Origin of the sequence: Maribacter luteus, assembly GCF_009674825.1 — a bacterium.
In the GTDB taxonomy this organism is placed as follows: domain Bacteria; phylum Bacteroidota; class Bacteroidia; order Flavobacteriales; family Flavobacteriaceae; genus Maribacter_A; species Maribacter_A luteus.
In genome coordinates, this window is record NZ_WKJH01000008.1 from 91556 (window position 1) to 108214 (window position 16659).

The window sequence follows — 16659 nt, forward strand, 5'->3', positions numbered from 1 at the left end:
TCTTTTTAATAATCAGGGAATTGAAGAATTACTTTTAAGGTTGGCCGCATGTGTATTTAGTGACGAAAACCCTTAGCTACCTCAGTCAATATATCAATAAAGTTGGTCATTTATAAACATAGCGGTTAAGACCTGTTTTATTCTAATGAAATGAAATCGAATATTTCTCAATGGGTATTATATAATCTAGTTGTTTGCTTTGCTGTTTATTGGTTGTCAAACGTTATACTTTGGTATCCTTGGAGTATAAATGAGCAATTGGGACAATGTATAATGTTGACTGTAAATCCGATTTTGTGGGGATATGCATCCTATGTATGTATTAAAAAATATCCTAAAGCCCATTTGTTCAAAGGGGTGGTTTTCAATAGTATTATTTTTATTGTGGTGGCCATTATTTCCGATATGGTTCTCTTTGCAGGTATTCAAAATGCAATGGATAAACTAATGCATGTGACGACCTTATATGGATGGGCTTTCGTGGTAACGGTTCCTTTTTCCATATATCTATTGTTCAAAAATAAAATGAAAGCAAAAACGAAAGTGCTGGTTGGGGATGATTTTAAAATACCATTGATTATCGGTTTGTTTTCATTTATGGTAATTTCCATTATCTTGTTATTTAATATACGTTTTGGATAATGAAACGGAAAAATTCAATGCATAGAAAATGAGCGATAACTATATAACTATTTGTACCAAAGAAGAAGTTGAAAATCCTATTGATTTAGGGCAAAAAATACTTCAATGGTTACAATCGAATGAAATTATTGAACAAGAACCGTCAGACTGTATTCTAAGTACCAAAACAAAAGGGTATAAACCGGGTAAAAACCACACAAGTGCTATTGGGTATGACGAAGATCTTTTACGGCTTAAAGTATGCGGGGTAGAAGTGAAAACAGAACGTGAAGTTTTCAATGTTGGCGCATTTACGCCTATGACTAAATTGGAATGTCCAAATTGCCGAGCGAACAGGTTCGAAGGAATAACGCCTCAAGACTTTTTTACCGATAATTGTACGAAAGAACAATTAAACTTATTTCATACGGTATTTCCCGAATTTGATAAGTGGACAAACAATGAAAAGGCTACGCTCGTCTGTCCACATTGTTCTAACGAAAGTAACTTGTCCGACTATGGTACCGATCAATCGATCGCATTTTCCAACCTTGGTTTTACTTTTTGGAATTGGCCAGATCTAAACGAAGAATTTCTAATGGACTTAAAGTCTGTTATAGGAATAGAAATTGTCAGAATGAATGGCCACCTTTAAAACGTTCGGTTATGAATAATAACTGCATTTGGGGTATGTGTTCATCGAATACCATGGGTTGTTGTCTTTCTCTTATTTGTTTGGATTAACGTCTGGAATTACAGGCAACGCCAAATATTTTTGGGCCCAGGGAATGAATAAATCTAAAATTCAGTACTTTACCCTAACTTTTATAATAACGAAGAACAGGGCTTGTTCTCGGTACGAACGATTACCTTTTAAATGAGTATAATGAAGCTACGAAACGTTTTTGGCGGTAAAGACCAGGATGATAATGATCCGTATTGGGAATTTAATGAAAAAAGGCATTTTAAGCCTAAACTGAATAAAGGTGATTATTATAAATTAAGCGGTTTCGATTTCGGATGGTTTGTACTTGAGCCTATGTCTAATTTCGTGCAAGACAAGGAGCACGAAATTGAACGGGGAAAATCCTTATCGTACGGGCAGAAAGCACTTTACTATTGGTGGTATTTGGATGCTCAGGTAACCAATGGCGGATTTGTTCAATTTTACTACAATGGTTATGCTCCTTATGTAGCGACGATAATCAAGGGGTTGGAGTTTATCGGTGATATGGAAATGGCCGATCTTGTCAAAAAAGCGGATACCATTTATCAAAAAAACAAGGAACTCGTGATCAAGGCGCAAAAAAACGATTTGTTTGACAGTGACCTTTACGATAAACTTGAAGAACTGTCCGTACTCGATGACAAATACTATGGTTTGAATATGAAGACCATGGCAGCATTAGAAAGTTATATACGCAAATACCCTGATGAAATATGCTTGACTGAAGATGGTTTGCCCTTTGATTTAACTTATACGGGCTTATATAGGACGTACTTTGAAAACAAAAATATAAAAGAAGAATTTAGCGTTGAAGCAGGTTTGATAAATGGGGAATACAAACTTTTTTATCAAAACGGTATCCTGAAAGAAATGGTGGTGTACGTAAAAGGCCAAAAAACCGGGGAACGTAAAGCGTATAACGAAGATGGGGTTTTAGTACATGAGGTTATAAAAGGAGATACTGAAAACAGTTTGATTCATAAATGGTTTTATGAAAACGGAATTCCTAAAAAGATGGAGACCAGAAATGCCGATACCGATAAAAAATGCGGGGCCTATAAAGAGTGGTATGATAACGGACAACTTAAAGCGGACTCCAATTTTTTGAACAATAGTACGAGAATTGGTAAATGGTCGGAGTATTGGAAAGATGGAAGTAAAAAATTCGAGGGAGAGGTTTTGGAAGGAAAACCCCATTGCATCAACTATTGGACAGAAGAAGGTGGGCAAACACTTAAAAACGGTACGGGAATGTATTATACGGAATGGGTGACACGATCCAGTATAACTATTTATGAAACGGAATTCAAAAATTATTTAAGGGACGGTACGGCGAAAAGTATCAAAGATGGTCGACTTACCTTATATCAAGAATATAAAGAAGATAAACAGCACGGTTATACCAGATCTTATTATGATGACGGAAGCGTAAAAGAGGAAAAGTATTACGAGGATGGAAAACTGATTTCTTCGAAAAAATTACCATGATCTAAAGAACTTAAAGTGAGCATGTCACTTATCGGGACCATTTAGGTGCATTTGCAAAAAAAAACTAGCGAATGAAAAGAACACTTGAAGTACAGCGAATTGATTTTTCCAATCAAAAATTTCTGGCCACCCCCTTGGCGGGTTTGATCGTGTGGACGATTATTGGGCTTATCGGTATTTTTTTCTCGGATTTTGTGGCCGTATGGTCAATTTTCATAGGAACCGGAAGCATTGTGTACGTAGCTCTGTTTCTTTCTAAATTTACGGGTGAAAATTTCCTGGATAAAAGTAAACCGAAGAATGAATTTGATAAATTGTTCTTTTTTACGGTGGCGCAAGCGGTTATGGTCTACGCCATTGCAATTCCGTTTTTTCTAGTGGACTATTCGTCTTTACCGCTGACAGTAGGGATTTTAACCGGACTAATGTGGCTTCCGTTTTCCTGGATTATTAACCATTGGGTGGGTATTTTCCATACGCTGACAAGGACAATTTTAGTACTTTCACTATGGTACCTGCTTCCTGAATACAGGTTCATTGCAATTCCCTTTGGAATAGTGCTGATTTATATAGTAACGATACTGATTTTGAAGAACAGAAAGAAAGTGGAGAAAGAACTATCGACAACAACACCTCTCAAATAAAACCGTTTTTCAACGCTACTTAATAAAATAAACCTTTTTTTCTTCCATTGGTTATTTGGGAATAGGGGCATAGGTATGTGTGTATTAATGTGTTGGGAATCCATGCGGGATTAAAGGCACCATTCCATTCAAAAAAATTAAAAAAATAAGTAACCCACTTAAAAATTTTATCATAATTTTGACCTGATTTTCGGTTACATATTCTTTTTTGAAGAATGGTATTAAAAGGGAATCAGGTGTAAATCCTGAACAGTTCCCGCTGCTGTAAATCCCTTCCGGTTGTTCCGGAAAAAATCTTTTTAACAAACCACTGTCTTTTAAGATGGGAAGGGTTAAAAAGAGGGATGAGTCAGAAGACCTGCCGCAATTCACATAGACAGAGCTTTCGGGAGTTATAGCTTTGGGTAGATTTTCTATTCTGACCATATCCCCATTGTTTTGTTTTGTAAATAAGTTAATGCAAATTATTAACCTCAATACAATTCAAATGCAATTAAAATCAACCTTTAAAGTATTGACCCTCTTGGTGGGTGTCCTCTTTTTTTCGTCCTGTAGCGACGATGATGAAGATGATGTCGTACCTATGTTCTTCACCGATTCCGATTATCAGACGGAATATGAGTTTACCATGGGTGATACATTGGTAATCGACCATGAAATACAGCATATACCATTGAATACGGCTTTTAGCTGGGTATTGGGTGAAACCGTAATCTCCACCACTAAAAATCTGGAGTATATCGTTGGGGAAGCAGGGACCTTCGCCCTTGAATTCAACGCAAAGGCGGAAAATGATTCCCTCTTTAGATCGTACCAATTGACGGTAAACGATCCGTATGAGTTGTATTTTCGGCCAAAAACGGAAAACAGTAGCGAATTTATTTCTGAAATAATCGAATACAAACCTGCACCGGGACAGTTTATTAATGATACCTATGGTACCATGGAAGCTGCGGGGAAAATCGTCGGTGGAAAATCAGACCTTATTTCCTTAGGGGCTTGGGGCGGTTACGTGGTTTTTACTTTTGACCATACCATAGAAAACCGGGAAGATGCCAAGGATTTTGTTGTGTACGGCAATGCGATGAACGGACTTTCAGAACCTGGGATCGTACAGGTTTCCTTTGATGAAAACGGGAATGGTTTACCCGATGATGCTTGGTATGAACTGGCAGGGAGTGCCCATGACGCTGAAACCACTTTATTGGATTATGCGACTACGTATACCAATCCCGGCGAACATGCCGATATACCTTGGGTCGATAATTTGAATAATGATGGAAGTGTATTGGTCAGTTCTTACCATGCGCAAAACTATTATCCACTATTTATAGAAGAACAGGAACAGGTGACCTTTAACGGTACCAGGGTGTTTCCGACGATAAATTCAAGTGGTTTTGTTTCTATAGACGCCTTGGAATGGGGGTATGTAGATAATTTTGATTCGGAATATAGTACCTATGGCGGAAATGCAATGGAAATTGATAGGGCGATAGATGCGGATAGGAATACAGTGAATTTAAAAGGAATCGATTTTGTAAAAGTGTACTCCGGGGTACAGGAAAATGCGGGTTGGCTTGGTGAAGTCTCTACCGAAATCAAAGGTGCTTCAGACCTTTCGATGATTAATTAATGGCTATTCTTAGAGTTCAATATGGGAGGGGGTCCACGTTTTACGTGGGCCCTTTTCTTTGCTTAAAACCTTCATCTTGGTGGTTACGTTATAGGCGAAAACGTATGGATCAACGCAAATAGCCTTGTTAAAGCATAAAGTGCCATTGCCGGTTTTTTTCAAAAGGATCCATAATATATTTTAGGCCCTTCTAATAAAATATTATGTTCTATAAATACGTTTGATAAAGGGTTTTTAATGGTCGGGAAATAAGGTAAAATATAAAATCGACTTTAGTTGATATAATGACTTGTTAAAAGATTTTGGGTGATAGAAAATAAGAGTTCATAAAGTGGAGACCAGCCAACACTTTAAAAACGGGGTGATACCGAAAAACCTTACGAGTAGGAATAATAAATTAAAAGCAAATTTTATGAATTGGTATTTAAAAGTTTTAAACCAGTATGCTGACTTTAATGGCCGGGCAAGAAGAAAAGAATATTGGATGTTTGTTTTATTCAACGTTTTGTTTGCATTCATCGCAATGATTCTTGATAACGTTCTCGGTATTGCGTTTGAAAATATTGGATATGGACCGATTTATGGCCTATATGGTTTAGCCGTTTTTATCCCAGGATTGGCAGTTGGTGTAAGAAGACTTCATGATACGGGAAAAAGTGGATGGATGTTGTTGGTAGGTTTAATTCCAATAATCGGCGCAATTTGGCTATTGGTATTAATGGCAACAGACGGTGATTCTGGAGATAATAAATATGGTCAAAATACTAAGGCAGTAACTGCTTAAAGTTAAAGAGATCGATCTTTTAAAATTATGTTTCGGGGGATTTTTGCTCGGTTTTATTGGTGTACTTCAGATTTAAAACTTAGTAGAATAAATCCTAATAACACAGAAATCCCCCAATATGTATTCTGCAATCCTTCAAGACATACTATTGTGGTACGGCCGAAAATACAAGAAGAACGGAAAACCGCAGCGTCTTAATAATAGGTAACCCCGTTGATCACGTCCATAAGGCCTTTGGCCGCAGCTTCCCCGGAAATCATTGCCGCGTTCAGGGAACCGTTCAACAAGGTGTCACCTGCCAAGAAAATTTCGGAGGTCAATTGGGTTTCAGAGGGTGATAAACCATAGTTTAAGCCAATGAGGTCTGGCAATGCTTTTGGGATAGTGAATTTTTTCAGGAATATGGCAATGTCAATATTACAATAGCGTTTCAGTTCTTCCTGGACTTGGGTAATTAGGGCCTCTGCTGATAAACGGTGATCTTTGACCACCGTTACCGATAAAAGTTCATTTTCGGTATTCCCAGAGGTATGAAGACTGGTATGGTAAAAAATGTTGTTGATCAGGGCCGATTTATCGGCTATGAGTCCGATCAAAGGTTGGGAGATTACCTTGGTTTCGGTTTCAAAATATAGGGTTTCGCAGGAATGCCAAGAAATAGTTTGGTTTTTTAAATTCGGGACCAAGGCGCTGGCCTCCGTTGCTACGATCGTATAATCGGTTTGCAGTACTTCACCATTGTCCAACACTATTTCTTTGTTCTTAACGCTGGCCACGGGGCAATTGTATTTAATGCTAGAGTGTTCCAGTTGTTGTACAAGCTGTTGGGGAATGGCCGCTATTCCCGATTTGGGTAAGGCAGCATGCCCCTCACCGAACATTTTATAAACGAATTGGAACATTCTGCTCGATGTTCTTAGATCCGGTTCCAGAAATATACCACTGAAAAAGGGTCTGAAAAATTGTTCGATCATTTGGGCGGAAAACCCAAAACCCGTTAAAAAAGACAGGGTCGTTTCTTCTTGCTCCCCGAATATTTCGAGTACTGATTTTTGCTTTAAAATTCTATTTAGTTGGAGAACTTTCAGTTTATCCGAAAAATCCCCGATACCCGAGAAAACGGTAGGGAAAAGAAAACGGATGTCCCTAAAAGGATCACCAATAATATATTGTTTACCATTGTTGAAAATAGCAGCTCCCGGCATAAACTTTTGCAAGTCCAACGCCTTGAGGTCAAGGTGTTTTTGAACAGCGGGGTAGGCCGTTAATAGCACTTGGAAGCCATGGTCGAGGGTGTAACCGGCAAAGGTTTCTGATTTGACCCTTCCACCAGCAGCTGCCGAAGCTTCCAAAATTGTCGGAGAAAACCCGTGCTCCTCCAAAACTTTGGCCGCAATGAGCCCACTGATACCTGCGCCGATAATATGAATATTGTGGTTTTTCTTTTCCATAGGGTCATTTGAAAATCAAATTACTAGGGACAAAGATAGTAGTTTTAAATAATGTTTAACAAAATATATTAATAGTTAAACAAATTATAAAATATCTTTACCTCGGTTAGTGAATAGAACAGAATAAAGATATATGGATAAAACAGCGGTAGTACGTTGCGAACATTTTAATGCGGCCCATCGGTTGCATAATATGCATTGGAGCGATACCAAGAACAAGGAAGTTTTTGGTAAATGCAACAATCCCAATTATCACGGACATAATTATGATTTGGAGGTAAAGGTCATTGGGGCTGTTGATCCTGGCACGGGTTATGTCATAGATACCAAAGTACTGTCCAACATCATTAAGATCAAGGTGCTCGACCGTTTTGACCATAAGAACCTGAATTTGGATACCGAAGAGTTCAAGACCCTGAACCCAACGGCAGAAAATATAGCCCAGGTTATTTATAAGCTGATCAAACCGGAGTTAAACACTGATCTGGAACTGAAAATAAAACTTTATGAAACACCAAGAAACTATGTTGAATACCCTTATTAAAGAAAACGGACTTAATGGTTTTAGTGATGAGGAAATAGGTGACGACCATATTTATACGGGGTTGGAAACCCCAATGAAAACCGATGCCTTTGAAATTTCAGATGAGGAGAAAAAAGAAAAAATAGAACATCTTTTTGCGCAGATCATGGATGTTATGGGATTGGACCTTACCGACGACTCTTTAAAAGGTACCCCCAAACGGGTGGCCAAAATGTATATCGAAGAGATATTTTCGGGACTCAATCCCGCCAATAAACCCAAAGTGGCCCTATTCGATAATAAATACAGATACAATCAGATGCTGGTGGAAAAGAACATCACCTTCTATTCCAATTGTGAGCACCATTTTGTGCCGATCATAGGAAAGGCACATGTCGCTTATATTTCGTCGGGTAAGGTGATAGGACTTTCCAAACTCAATAGGATCGTGCAATACTATGCCAAACGCCCACAGGTACAGGAACGATTGACCAATCAGATCGCGATGGATTTAAAAGCGATCCTACAGACCGAAGATGTTGCCGTAATCATTGATGCCAAGCATTTATGTGTATCTTCACGGGGTATCAAAGATGATACTTCTGCTACGGTCACCTCGTACTATGGTGGCGTGTTCATGAAGTCGGACAAGATCGCCGAATTACAGAATTATTTGAATGAATAAGGCTTATGAAAACAGTGAACGAAGCTAAAACAGGTCCAACCCATAAAGGAAAAAACACAATGAAGAATCTATATGATATTCCGATCCATAGTTTAAACGGGGAACCTATCTCGCTGTCGAAATTTAAGGGTAAAAAGATATTGATTGTGAACGTTGCTTCCGAATGTGGTTTTACCAAGCAGTACAAAGAGCTACAGAAATTGAGCGATACCTTTCCCGATTCGCTGGTGGTCATCGGTGTGCCCTGCAATCAGTTCGGAAATCAAGAACCGGGGAATGCACAGGAAATACAAACGTTCTGCGAACGTAATTTTGGGGTTACTTTCCTATTGACCGAAAAAGTGAACGTAAAAGGCAGTGATCAACATCCGTTATACAAATGGCTTACCTCTAAAGACCTGAACGGAAAGAAAAGCTCGAGCGTAAAATGGAATTTCCAAAAATACCTGATTGATGAAAAAGGCCAGCTTATCGATTACTTTTTTTCATTGACCAAGCCCATGAGTTCCAAGATCACCCGATACTTGTAGATTTATTACGATAGTTTCTTCAAATAGGTGTCGGCCTGTTCCAGATGTGATTTTCGTTTTTCTTCGGGCATTTTGTCGAACATGGAAACCAACATCCCCAATCGTGGATTTTGGGTAAAGAAATCACGGTGTACATGCATAAATCGCCAAAAGAGTCCGTCCCAAACGCCCTGCCATTCCCCTTTGGGGTAATTTCCCATTTTCATCAGGTAATTACTACCGCTGATGTATGGCTTGGTGGCGAACAACCCTCCGTCGGCAAATTGGCTCATACCATAGATGTTGGGCACCATGACCCAATCATAGGAATCTATGAACAGCTCCATGAACCAGCGATAGACGTCATCGGGGTCAAATTCACAAAGCATCATAAAATTACCCAAGACCATGAGTCTTTCTATATGATGGCAATACCCGGTCCGCAATACTTTCTTTATGGTTTGGTCAATTGGGGGAATGCCCGTGGTTCCGTCATAAAATGAAGATGGAATCTTCTTCGTGAACCCCCAATAATTCCGTTTTCGTTCTTGTGAACCATGAAACCGGTACATACCGGCCATAAACTCTCGCCAACCGATCAGTTGTCGTATAAAACCTTCCGTTGAGTTAATGGGAATAGTGTTCTCTTTGGAATAAGCTAGACAGGCATCGATGATTTCCTGTGGGGTAACCAGTCCAATATTCAACATGGGGGTCAATACACTATGGTGAAGTATCGAATTTTCGGCCACGATCGCATCTTCGTAGGTTCCGAATTCCATAAAGCGTTGTTCAAAAAATTGGTGCAGCCAAGCCTTGGTCGTTTCAAAATCGGTAGGGTAGAGGGCATGTTCGGTCAGTTGGCCCAAATGATCTTGGAAATTTTCGTTTACATAGGCATTCGCTTCAATCTGGTAATCATCAATATCAGGAAATTGTATGGCCGGGGGAGTTTTTTTCTTTGGGTATTTCTTTCGGTTCTCCGTATCAAAAGTCCATTTTCCGCCCGTAGGTGAACCATCGGGATCGATCAATATATTCCGTTTTTTCCGTTCTTCGGTATAGAAGCTGGTTTGGTGGTATTTCTTCCTTCCATCCTTAAAATAAGCCTTTAGGTCTTCCTTGGTGTTTAGGAATAAGGGCGATTGTAGCACCTCAAGGCTTATTTCCGCATTTTGGCAGCCTTGGGTTATGCGTTTTTCCAACCAATTATCATTGGGGTCTATATATGTGATATGGGTGATGCCCTGATTACCCAGTTGGGGCAAAAGTAGGCGAATGTCCGAACGTTCTTCGGTCGATGGGATATAATGAACCTCAATATCCAAGGACTTTAGGTAAGTTTCATACTTTTTCATACTGGCCCTATGCAGCGCTATCTTTTGTTTATGAAACGGATATTGCCGAAAGAAAAGGTATTCTTCTACCAAATAAACGGGGCCCTTCTTTTGAAAAAGAGGGGAGTCTTTAAAGAGTTGGTGCGGAAAGATCAGGTGTATGCTTTTCATTTGTTTCTTCTACAACGTTCACTACAATATTTTACTTCTTCCCAATGCTTTTCCCATTTTTTGCGCCATGAAAAAGGGCGAAGGCAAACCGGACAAGTTTTTTGTGGAAGGTGCTGTTTTTTCATCACAACTATTTATTCATTATTGTTGCCCCTCGTGCGGCGTCGAGAGGTTGGTTGATTAGTGTTTTTTCAATTAGGTCTCGACTGCGCTCGACCTGACATTTGTTTTTTCATTACGACTATTTATTTGTTGTTGTTGTTGTTGTTGTTGTTGTTGTTGTTGTTGTCCCCTCGAGCGCAGTCGAGAGGTTGGTTGATTAGCGTTATTTCAATTAGGTCTCGACTGCGCTCGACCTGACATTTGTTTTTTCATTACGACTATTTATTTATTGTTGTCTCCTCGAGCGCAGTCGAGAGGTTGGTTGATTAGCGTTATTTCAATTAGGTCTCGACTGCGCTCGACCTGACATTTGTTTTTTCATTACGACTATTTATTTATTGTTGTCTCCTCGAGCGGAGTCGAGAGGTTGGTTGATTAGTGTTTCTTTCATTAGGTCTCGACTGCGCTCGACCAGACAGATGATTTTTCATTACGACTATTTATTCGTTATCGCTGTCCCCTCGAGCGCAGTCGAGAGGTCTTTTTTGTTTAGCGTTTTTTCAATTAGGTCTCGACTGCGCTCGACCTGACAATAGGTTGTTCAACACAACTATTTATTCGTTATCGCTGTCCCCTCGAGCGCAGTCGAGAGGTTATTTTCGTTTACATTAACTTTAGTTCTTTCTTGCATTTCTTCCAGTAGGAAAAGAATGAAGGATAATACCCTTTTACCGAAAACATGAATTCCCGCGGTTCTTCCGTGCCTTGGTAATGTACATTGAGTGGATGTTCCTTGTAATGCACATCCGTCAGGGCATTGATATGCACCAACTCGTGGAACTCCCCGATAAATATTTGCATTCCGGGAATGATTTCCGTCAGGGCGAGCATAAAATCCATACTTTTTTGGGAAATCGGAAGCCGGTTAAAATGTGAGGGCTCCAATAATAGGATTCGGTTGGCCGTTCTATCGTTCATCCAAAGGGGATCAAGATTGTAAAAATTATAGAGGCATGTGGGTTGGGTCGTATCGATTTCCAAAGCCGAATGCCTGGGTAGGGGCGTTGTGAGTTCTAGGGTCGTGGTTGGGAGAAGCACCTCGGGCACGGACATATCCTTAAGCGTGTCATAACCCACATCTAAAAAAGTGCCCTGTTGATCGGTATGGCAATACTTGTTTACGTTCTCTTGGTTGGCCACGTATTTTTTGTTGCTATTGGCCCCTGCGACCCATTGCCAGCTCAACGCATTACTGGCCCAATCGGCATCCAATAAGTGATAGTACATCCAATGGGCGGGCGATTTCCAATGGCTCTTGGCAATATTACAGGCCAAGGAAGCAATGTACATACGAACATGGTTGTGCAAATATCCCGTTCTGTAAAAATCCGTAATGGCCGTATCTATGGCTTCGATTCCCGTACGTGCGGTGATGATGGCGGTGGAAAGACCCGTATTCGTAACCGGATGCTGGGCTTGCTTTAGGTCCAAATCAATGGCATTGCCCTTGGCGATCCAAATTTGTTGCCAATAATCGCGCCATGCCAGTTCCTGGATGAACTTTTCTATTTTTTCAGGAGCGTACCCCCGTTTTAAAACTGCGGCAAGTACTTGTTTTGTGGAAATGACCCCTCGGGAAATATAGGGCGATAAATAAGTGACCTTCCCATCGATGAAATTACGGGTCACCCCATAGGCTACGGGGTCTATTTTTTGTAGCCGTTGCAATACCTCGCTGTACGAGGTAGGGAAAAGTGGTATTTCTTCTTTGAACAACACGGGTTTATCGTTTGCTTATTTTGTTGCCTGTAATGGCCCTTTGTCGGGAACATTTGAATCTATTGATGTCGGGATGCCTCTTTTTTAGGTGTTTTTGGCTTACGCCACTGTTCACGCGTTTTCTCCATCTTTTAAAACTCGTTGTTTTCAGCTGGCCCCGCATCAGAACGATCACCTCTTTCTCCGGTAGCCCAAATTGATAGTGGATAGCTTCGAAAGGCGTACGATCTTCCCAGGCCATTTCTATAATGCGGTCGAGTTCCCTTGGTGAAAATTCTTTATTATGCGTGGTCATGGCACATGGGGTTAAAGGTTAGGGTAATTGCTCTATTCGTTGCATCACCTGTTCCGCTTCAAATACTTTGGCATCGCTCATTTTACGGTTGGTGGTAGAAAGGCTATGGGCCTCTTTCAAAAGCTTACCGTATTGCGCTTGCAGTTTTTCTTTTTCTGTCTTTTTATTGAATAGTCCGAACATTGTTTTGTTTTGGTGTGATACCCCTTGAGGTATCCTGTTTGAGTCATAAAGATATATAATGTTTAATAAATAATAATAAACATTAAACAAAATATAACATTTGCTTATGTATGGAAACCGAACTAGGTTGATAACTGTTGATAAGTACGTTTTTACAAGGCTTGAATTTGCCATACTTTAGAGTACGATTTTACGCACGTGAAGGAATAGGGCAAGGGAAAAGGTGTGTAAGTGGTAGGTACAACCGTAAAATGGTTTTTGAACCATTGTTTTTTAGGGCGTTTTAGCCCTAAAGAAAAAAAAGCGAATGCCATTACGGTTTTCTGTAAAGCCAAAACCGAAAATTGTAGTAGGTTGCGATAGTCATCGGTTTGCTCCTTATGAGGGGTGTGAATGATGGGTTTTATATTTTATATAAGAAATTTACGTACAAGGTTTTAAATCAAAATATGAGTAAAACGGAGATATTTAAAAAAGAAAATCTTGAAGTAATTTTCAAAGAAAATTTTGATGAAACAAAGACAAAAGGTATAGATAAATTAAATGCGATTGGTTTTCGGAATCGTAAAGATGAATTATTAAATGCTACTGAAAGAAAAATTTACGATGCAACTTATACCTTCAGCCCTTATGTTGAAGTTTTAAAGCTAAAAGGAAGAAATAAACATCCAAGAATTATTTCAATTCCAACGGTAAGAGATAGAATTGTATTATTTGCTATCAAGGAATATTTGCATGACTTATTTCCTGACAGTATAAATAAAAAATTGCCAAATTCCTTTATACGTGACATAAAAAAATACCTTTCTATAAATAAGAAGTCAAAATACTTCCTTAAACTTGATATAACTAAGTATTACGATACAATAAATAGAAAATCACTCCTTCAAAAATTGAAGGATAAAGGGGTGGATATTTGTGTTTTGAGATTAATCCAAAATGCAATTGAAACACCAACAGTACCTCAAAACACTAGTAAATCAAAATATCATCTGTACGAAACAAAAAAAGGAGTACCACAAGGTCTTTCTATTTCTAATGTTCTAGCTCAAATATACATGGAGGAACTAGATAAAACTTTAAATAGGAGAAAATATTTCTATTCAAGATACGTAGATGATATTCTAATATTAAATGATGATCTTATATCAAAATACAGATTTCAAAATGTAGAAAAAGAGATTAAAAAGATAAACTTGGACCTAAATAAACCGAAAACCGAATTTGGTAAAGTTTCAGATGGTTTTATTTTTCTTAGCTATTTTATATCAGAGAAGAATGTTTCAATTGCAGAAAAGAACGTTCAGCTTTTTATAAGAAGGATTGCGGGAAAATTCACATGGTTTAAAAATGGTCTATCAAATAAATATGATAGACCCAGATGGCTTAAGGATGATAAAGATCGTTTTAAAAAAGTTTTTTTAGAAGAACTTAATGAGATGATTACAGGCATTATATCAAAAAATAAAAAGTATGGATGGTTATTTTACTTTGCTGAGATTAATGACAAATCTTTATTATTCAAACTGGATAAAATTATTGCCAGTTTTTTTGAAGATTTAAAAGCTTTTGAAAATAAGCCACCAAAAGAATTAAAGAAATTAGTTAGAAGTTATCATGTGATAAGATTTGATAGTAATAAGAATTATCTTGCAAATTATGATGAGATAAATACAATTAGGAAAAAAAGAGAATTCTTGGTTTTTAGAGGTCAAATAGGGTCTGAAATACCGTATACCAATGAGGAAATTGAGGATTACTTTGAAAAATTCATGAAAAAAACAATAAATAAACTGGAAAAAGATTTAGGTTATAAATATTAAAAAAAAACGGGGCTACTTCCACATTGTGGGACTTGATAGATTCAAGTATTTGTACAATTATCATAGAAATGTGTTTAGATTTCCGAAAGGAAAAATTGTCCTACTGTTCTTTTAAGTAGCCCCTTATCATTCAATTATGGAAAACGAATTAAAACGATGGCATAAAAAATTGTGGGAAACTAAAGGAAGTAGATTTATAGCTGCGAAAAGGTATGAAAAACATGAAAAATGGTCAACAATAACCATAAGTTTAGTGTCAGTTTATATTATTTGCATTAACCTGTTAATATTCGTTCCCAATAGGCCCAGAATCCTTTCAGACATAAATATAACCTTATCAACTATTACTCTTTCAATTATGGTTATTGTCATTTCAATAATATTAAACAATATGGGTTACAAACATCTTTCTCATAGGTTTCATGATTGCGGAAGAGAAATAACCATTATATATGATAAATTATGTCTTATGAAAATTAAATCGGAAAATGTCAGAGCAGAAGATATAGAGGAAATTTCGACAGAGTACAATTCGGTATTAAGAAAATATGATATTAACCATTCAACGCTTGATTATAAAGTTTTTCAGAAAAACAATATTACAGAATACCCTAAGATAAAATACTCTTCTTTGTTCCAATTATGGGTGTTTCTACGTTATCAATTCGACACTTTAGGACGTTATCTAATATTCATTTTAATACCAATTGCATTATATTTAATCTTTGTTAAATCTATTGCCTAACGTCGATAATAGCAAATAGCTTGGTTTTGAGAAAAAATGTAATTTTAGAAGCCTGGAAAGAAAAGGTTAAACCGACAAATTTGAGTGTTTACTCTCGCTTCTTGCCCATAACTATAACCGCCGTCATTAATTTTGAAAAAAACATTAACAGAAAGAAACAGCAAAATTTTACTATGGATTGGGTTAGCCCTATTCATAGTGGGAATTGCTATATTTTTTTATAAAGAAAGCATAATATTCGATTCAAAAGTTAATTCTGAAAAAGTTGCGCAATTTGGTGATTTTATTGGTGGGATCGTAGGCTCATTGTGGTCTTTAGCAGGGGTTATACTCTTTTATGTTGCCTTAACCGAACAGCGAAAAGATATTGAGATTAACAGAGAGACTTTGAATGCGCAAGTTTCAGCTTTAAATCAACAAATTAAGGAATTTGAATTACAACGAACTGAGCTATCAGAAACAAGAAAGGTATTTGAAGAACAAAGTGAAACACTAAAAATCCAAAGATTTGAAAACACTTTTTTTCAACTTTTAAGTTTGCACCACGAACTTGTAGATAAACTTAATTTTTCAAAGGTGTCTATGGTGAGGAACGTTTCTATGGAAAAAAGAGAGGTCTTATCCAAAGCATTTGAGGACTTAGAAATAAAAATGAAATATTCAAATGGTATTATAGGGAAAAACTCAACTGGGGCAGAAACTTATACTGATGATCCTCCTATAACAAAAAAAGTTGCAGAAGAGAGAATGAACAAGGCTTACAGAGAATTTTATTTTGAAGATTACAAGCAAATTCTAAGTCATTATTTCAGAAATGTTTATCACATTTTTAAGTTTATTCATAAAACCGAATTAATTGAAAAGTCAAAGAAGCAATTTTATGCTTCTCTTGTTAGAGCTCAATTGTCATCAGATGAGCTTTATCTCATTCTTTACAATTCCCTTCATCTTGGATTAGGCTATCCAAATTTTTTATTTTTAGTCAAAGAATTTGAGATTATGCAAAATTTTGACTTTAGAATTATTGAAAAATATTCATTTCATGGAGAAATTTATAATGATAGAATTAAGGACGTGAAACCAACATTCTGAAAATAATTAATACCAGCAAAACCTGTAGTAAATAGGGAATAAAGTACTTTATTAATGGCTTTGGCAA

18 protein-coding genes and 1 riboswitch are annotated in these 16659 nt (G+C 37.6%); of the genes, 12 read left to right on the forward strand and 6 right to left on the reverse strand.

Translation table 11 applies throughout. The features are described 5' to 3' along the window. Positions 1 to 150: 150 nt before the first annotated feature. From GJ691_RS10835 to GJ691_RS10860, 6 genes are all read left to right on the forward strand, one after another. Positions 151 to 642 carry a hypothetical protein gene (locus tag GJ691_RS10835; protein ID WP_154366767.1) on the forward strand — a complete coding sequence of 164 codons (492 nt, stop codon included), beginning with the start codon at positions 151 to 153 and terminating at the stop codon, positions 640 to 642. 28 nt (positions 643 to 670) lie between these two features. After that, complete coding sequence (locus GJ691_RS10840) at positions 671 to 1276, forward strand: hypothetical protein (protein WP_154366769.1); 606 nt, start codon at positions 671 to 673, stop codon at positions 1274 to 1276. 231 nt (positions 1277 to 1507) lie between these two features. Then, positions 1508 to 2836, forward strand: a complete 1329-nt coding sequence (locus tag GJ691_RS10845) for a DMP19 family protein (protein ID WP_179955098.1) — start codon at positions 1508 to 1510, stop codon at positions 2834 to 2836. 71 nt (positions 2837 to 2907) lie between these two features. Then, complete coding sequence (locus GJ691_RS10850; RefSeq protein ID WP_154366773.1) at positions 2908 to 3480, forward strand: DUF7010 family protein; 573 nt, start codon at positions 2908 to 2910, stop codon at positions 3478 to 3480. A 174-nt stretch (positions 3481 to 3654) separates the two neighbouring features. Beyond that, a riboswitch (cobalamin riboswitch) is annotated at positions 3655 to 3860 on the forward strand. Between the two features lie 107 nt (positions 3861 to 3967). Continuing rightward, entirely contained in the window at positions 3968 to 5113 is a 1146-nt protein-coding gene (locus GJ691_RS10855; RefSeq protein WP_154366775.1) for a PKD domain-containing protein, read from the forward strand. A 412-nt stretch (positions 5114 to 5525) separates the two neighbouring features. After that, positions 5526 to 5897 carry a DUF805 domain-containing protein gene (locus tag GJ691_RS10860; protein WP_154366777.1) on the forward strand — a complete coding sequence of 124 codons (372 nt, stop codon included), beginning with the start codon at positions 5526 to 5528 and terminating at the stop codon, positions 5895 to 5897. 194 nt (positions 5898 to 6091) lie between these two features. Here GJ691_RS10860 and GJ691_RS10865 read toward each other — a convergent pair whose 3' ends face one another. Then, positions 6092 to 7348 (reverse strand): NAD(P)/FAD-dependent oxidoreductase, encoded by a 1257-nt coding sequence (locus GJ691_RS10865; protein WP_154366779.1) that lies wholly within the window; start codon positions 7346 to 7348, stop codon positions 6092 to 6094. 133 nt (positions 7349 to 7481) lie between these two features. On the opposite strand from GJ691_RS10865, the gene GJ691_RS10870 reads away from it, so the two are divergent. Genes GJ691_RS10870 through GJ691_RS10880 form a run of 3 tightly spaced genes read left to right on the forward strand, consistent with a single transcriptional unit; the run spans position 7482 to position 9086 of the window. Continuing rightward, positions 7482 to 7892, forward strand: coding sequence for a 6-pyruvoyl trahydropterin synthase family protein (locus GJ691_RS10870; RefSeq protein ID WP_154366781.1), 411 nt, complete (start codon positions 7482 to 7484; stop codon positions 7890 to 7892). Beyond that, positions 7855 to 8556, forward strand: coding sequence for a GTP cyclohydrolase I FolE (gene folE / locus GJ691_RS10875; protein ID WP_154366783.1), 702 nt, complete (start codon positions 7855 to 7857; stop codon positions 8554 to 8556). The genes GJ691_RS10870 and folE overlap by 38 nt, the downstream gene beginning before the upstream one ends. 5 nt (positions 8557 to 8561) lie before the next feature. Further along, the gene (locus GJ691_RS10880; RefSeq protein ID WP_154366785.1) at positions 8562 to 9086 is read left to right on the forward strand and encodes a glutathione peroxidase; all 525 of its coding nucleotides are present in this window, start codon (positions 8562 to 8564) and stop codon (positions 9084 to 9086) included. 5 nt (positions 9087 to 9091) lie between these two features. Here the strand turns inward: GJ691_RS10880 and GJ691_RS10885 are convergent, their stop codons facing one another. From GJ691_RS10885 to GJ691_RS10905, 5 genes are all read right to left on the reverse strand, one after another. Further along, a complete protein-coding gene (locus tag GJ691_RS10885) occupies positions 9092 to 10573 on the reverse strand; it encodes a cryptochrome/photolyase family protein (protein WP_154366787.1) in 1482 nt (493 codons plus the stop codon). Then, entirely contained in the window at positions 10570 to 10698 is a 129-nt protein-coding gene (locus GJ691_RS10890) for a DUF2256 domain-containing protein (protein ID WP_154366789.1), read from the reverse strand. Before GJ691_RS10890 ends, GJ691_RS10885 begins: the two co-directional genes overlap by 4 nt. 640 nt (positions 10699 to 11338) lie before the next feature. Then, positions 11339 to 12454: an FAD-binding domain-containing protein gene (locus GJ691_RS10895; RefSeq protein ID WP_343033477.1), complete on the reverse strand. Its 1116-nt coding sequence runs from the start codon at positions 12452 to 12454 to the stop codon at positions 11339 to 11341. Between the two features lie 4 nt (positions 12455 to 12458). Then, complete coding sequence (locus tag GJ691_RS10900; RefSeq protein WP_154366791.1) at positions 12459 to 12749, reverse strand: TIGR03643 family protein; 291 nt, start codon at positions 12747 to 12749, stop codon at positions 12459 to 12461. Between the two features lie 18 nt (positions 12750 to 12767). Next, on the reverse strand, positions 12768 to 12932 hold the full coding sequence (locus GJ691_RS10905; RefSeq protein ID WP_154366793.1) for a Lacal_2735 family protein: 165 nt from the start codon (positions 12930 to 12932) through the stop codon (positions 12768 to 12770). A 449-nt stretch (positions 12933 to 13381) separates the two neighbouring features. On the opposite strand from GJ691_RS10905, the gene GJ691_RS10910 reads away from it, so the two are divergent. The 3 genes from GJ691_RS10910 to GJ691_RS10920 all read left to right on the forward strand — a co-directional run bounded on the left by GJ691_RS10910 (position 13382) and on the right by GJ691_RS10920 (position 16592). Then, a complete protein-coding gene (locus GJ691_RS10910) occupies positions 13382 to 14755 on the forward strand; it encodes a reverse transcriptase domain-containing protein (protein WP_179955099.1) in 1374 nt (457 codons plus the stop codon). 136 nt (positions 14756 to 14891) lie between these two features. Then, entirely contained in the window at positions 14892 to 15500 is a 609-nt protein-coding gene (locus tag GJ691_RS10915) for an SLATT domain-containing protein (RefSeq protein ID WP_154366797.1), read from the forward strand. A 132-nt stretch (positions 15501 to 15632) separates the two neighbouring features. Continuing rightward, entirely contained in the window at positions 15633 to 16592 is a 960-nt protein-coding gene (locus GJ691_RS10920; protein ID WP_154366799.1) for a putative phage abortive infection protein, read from the forward strand. The last annotated feature ends 67 nt before the right edge of the window (positions 16593 to 16659 follow it).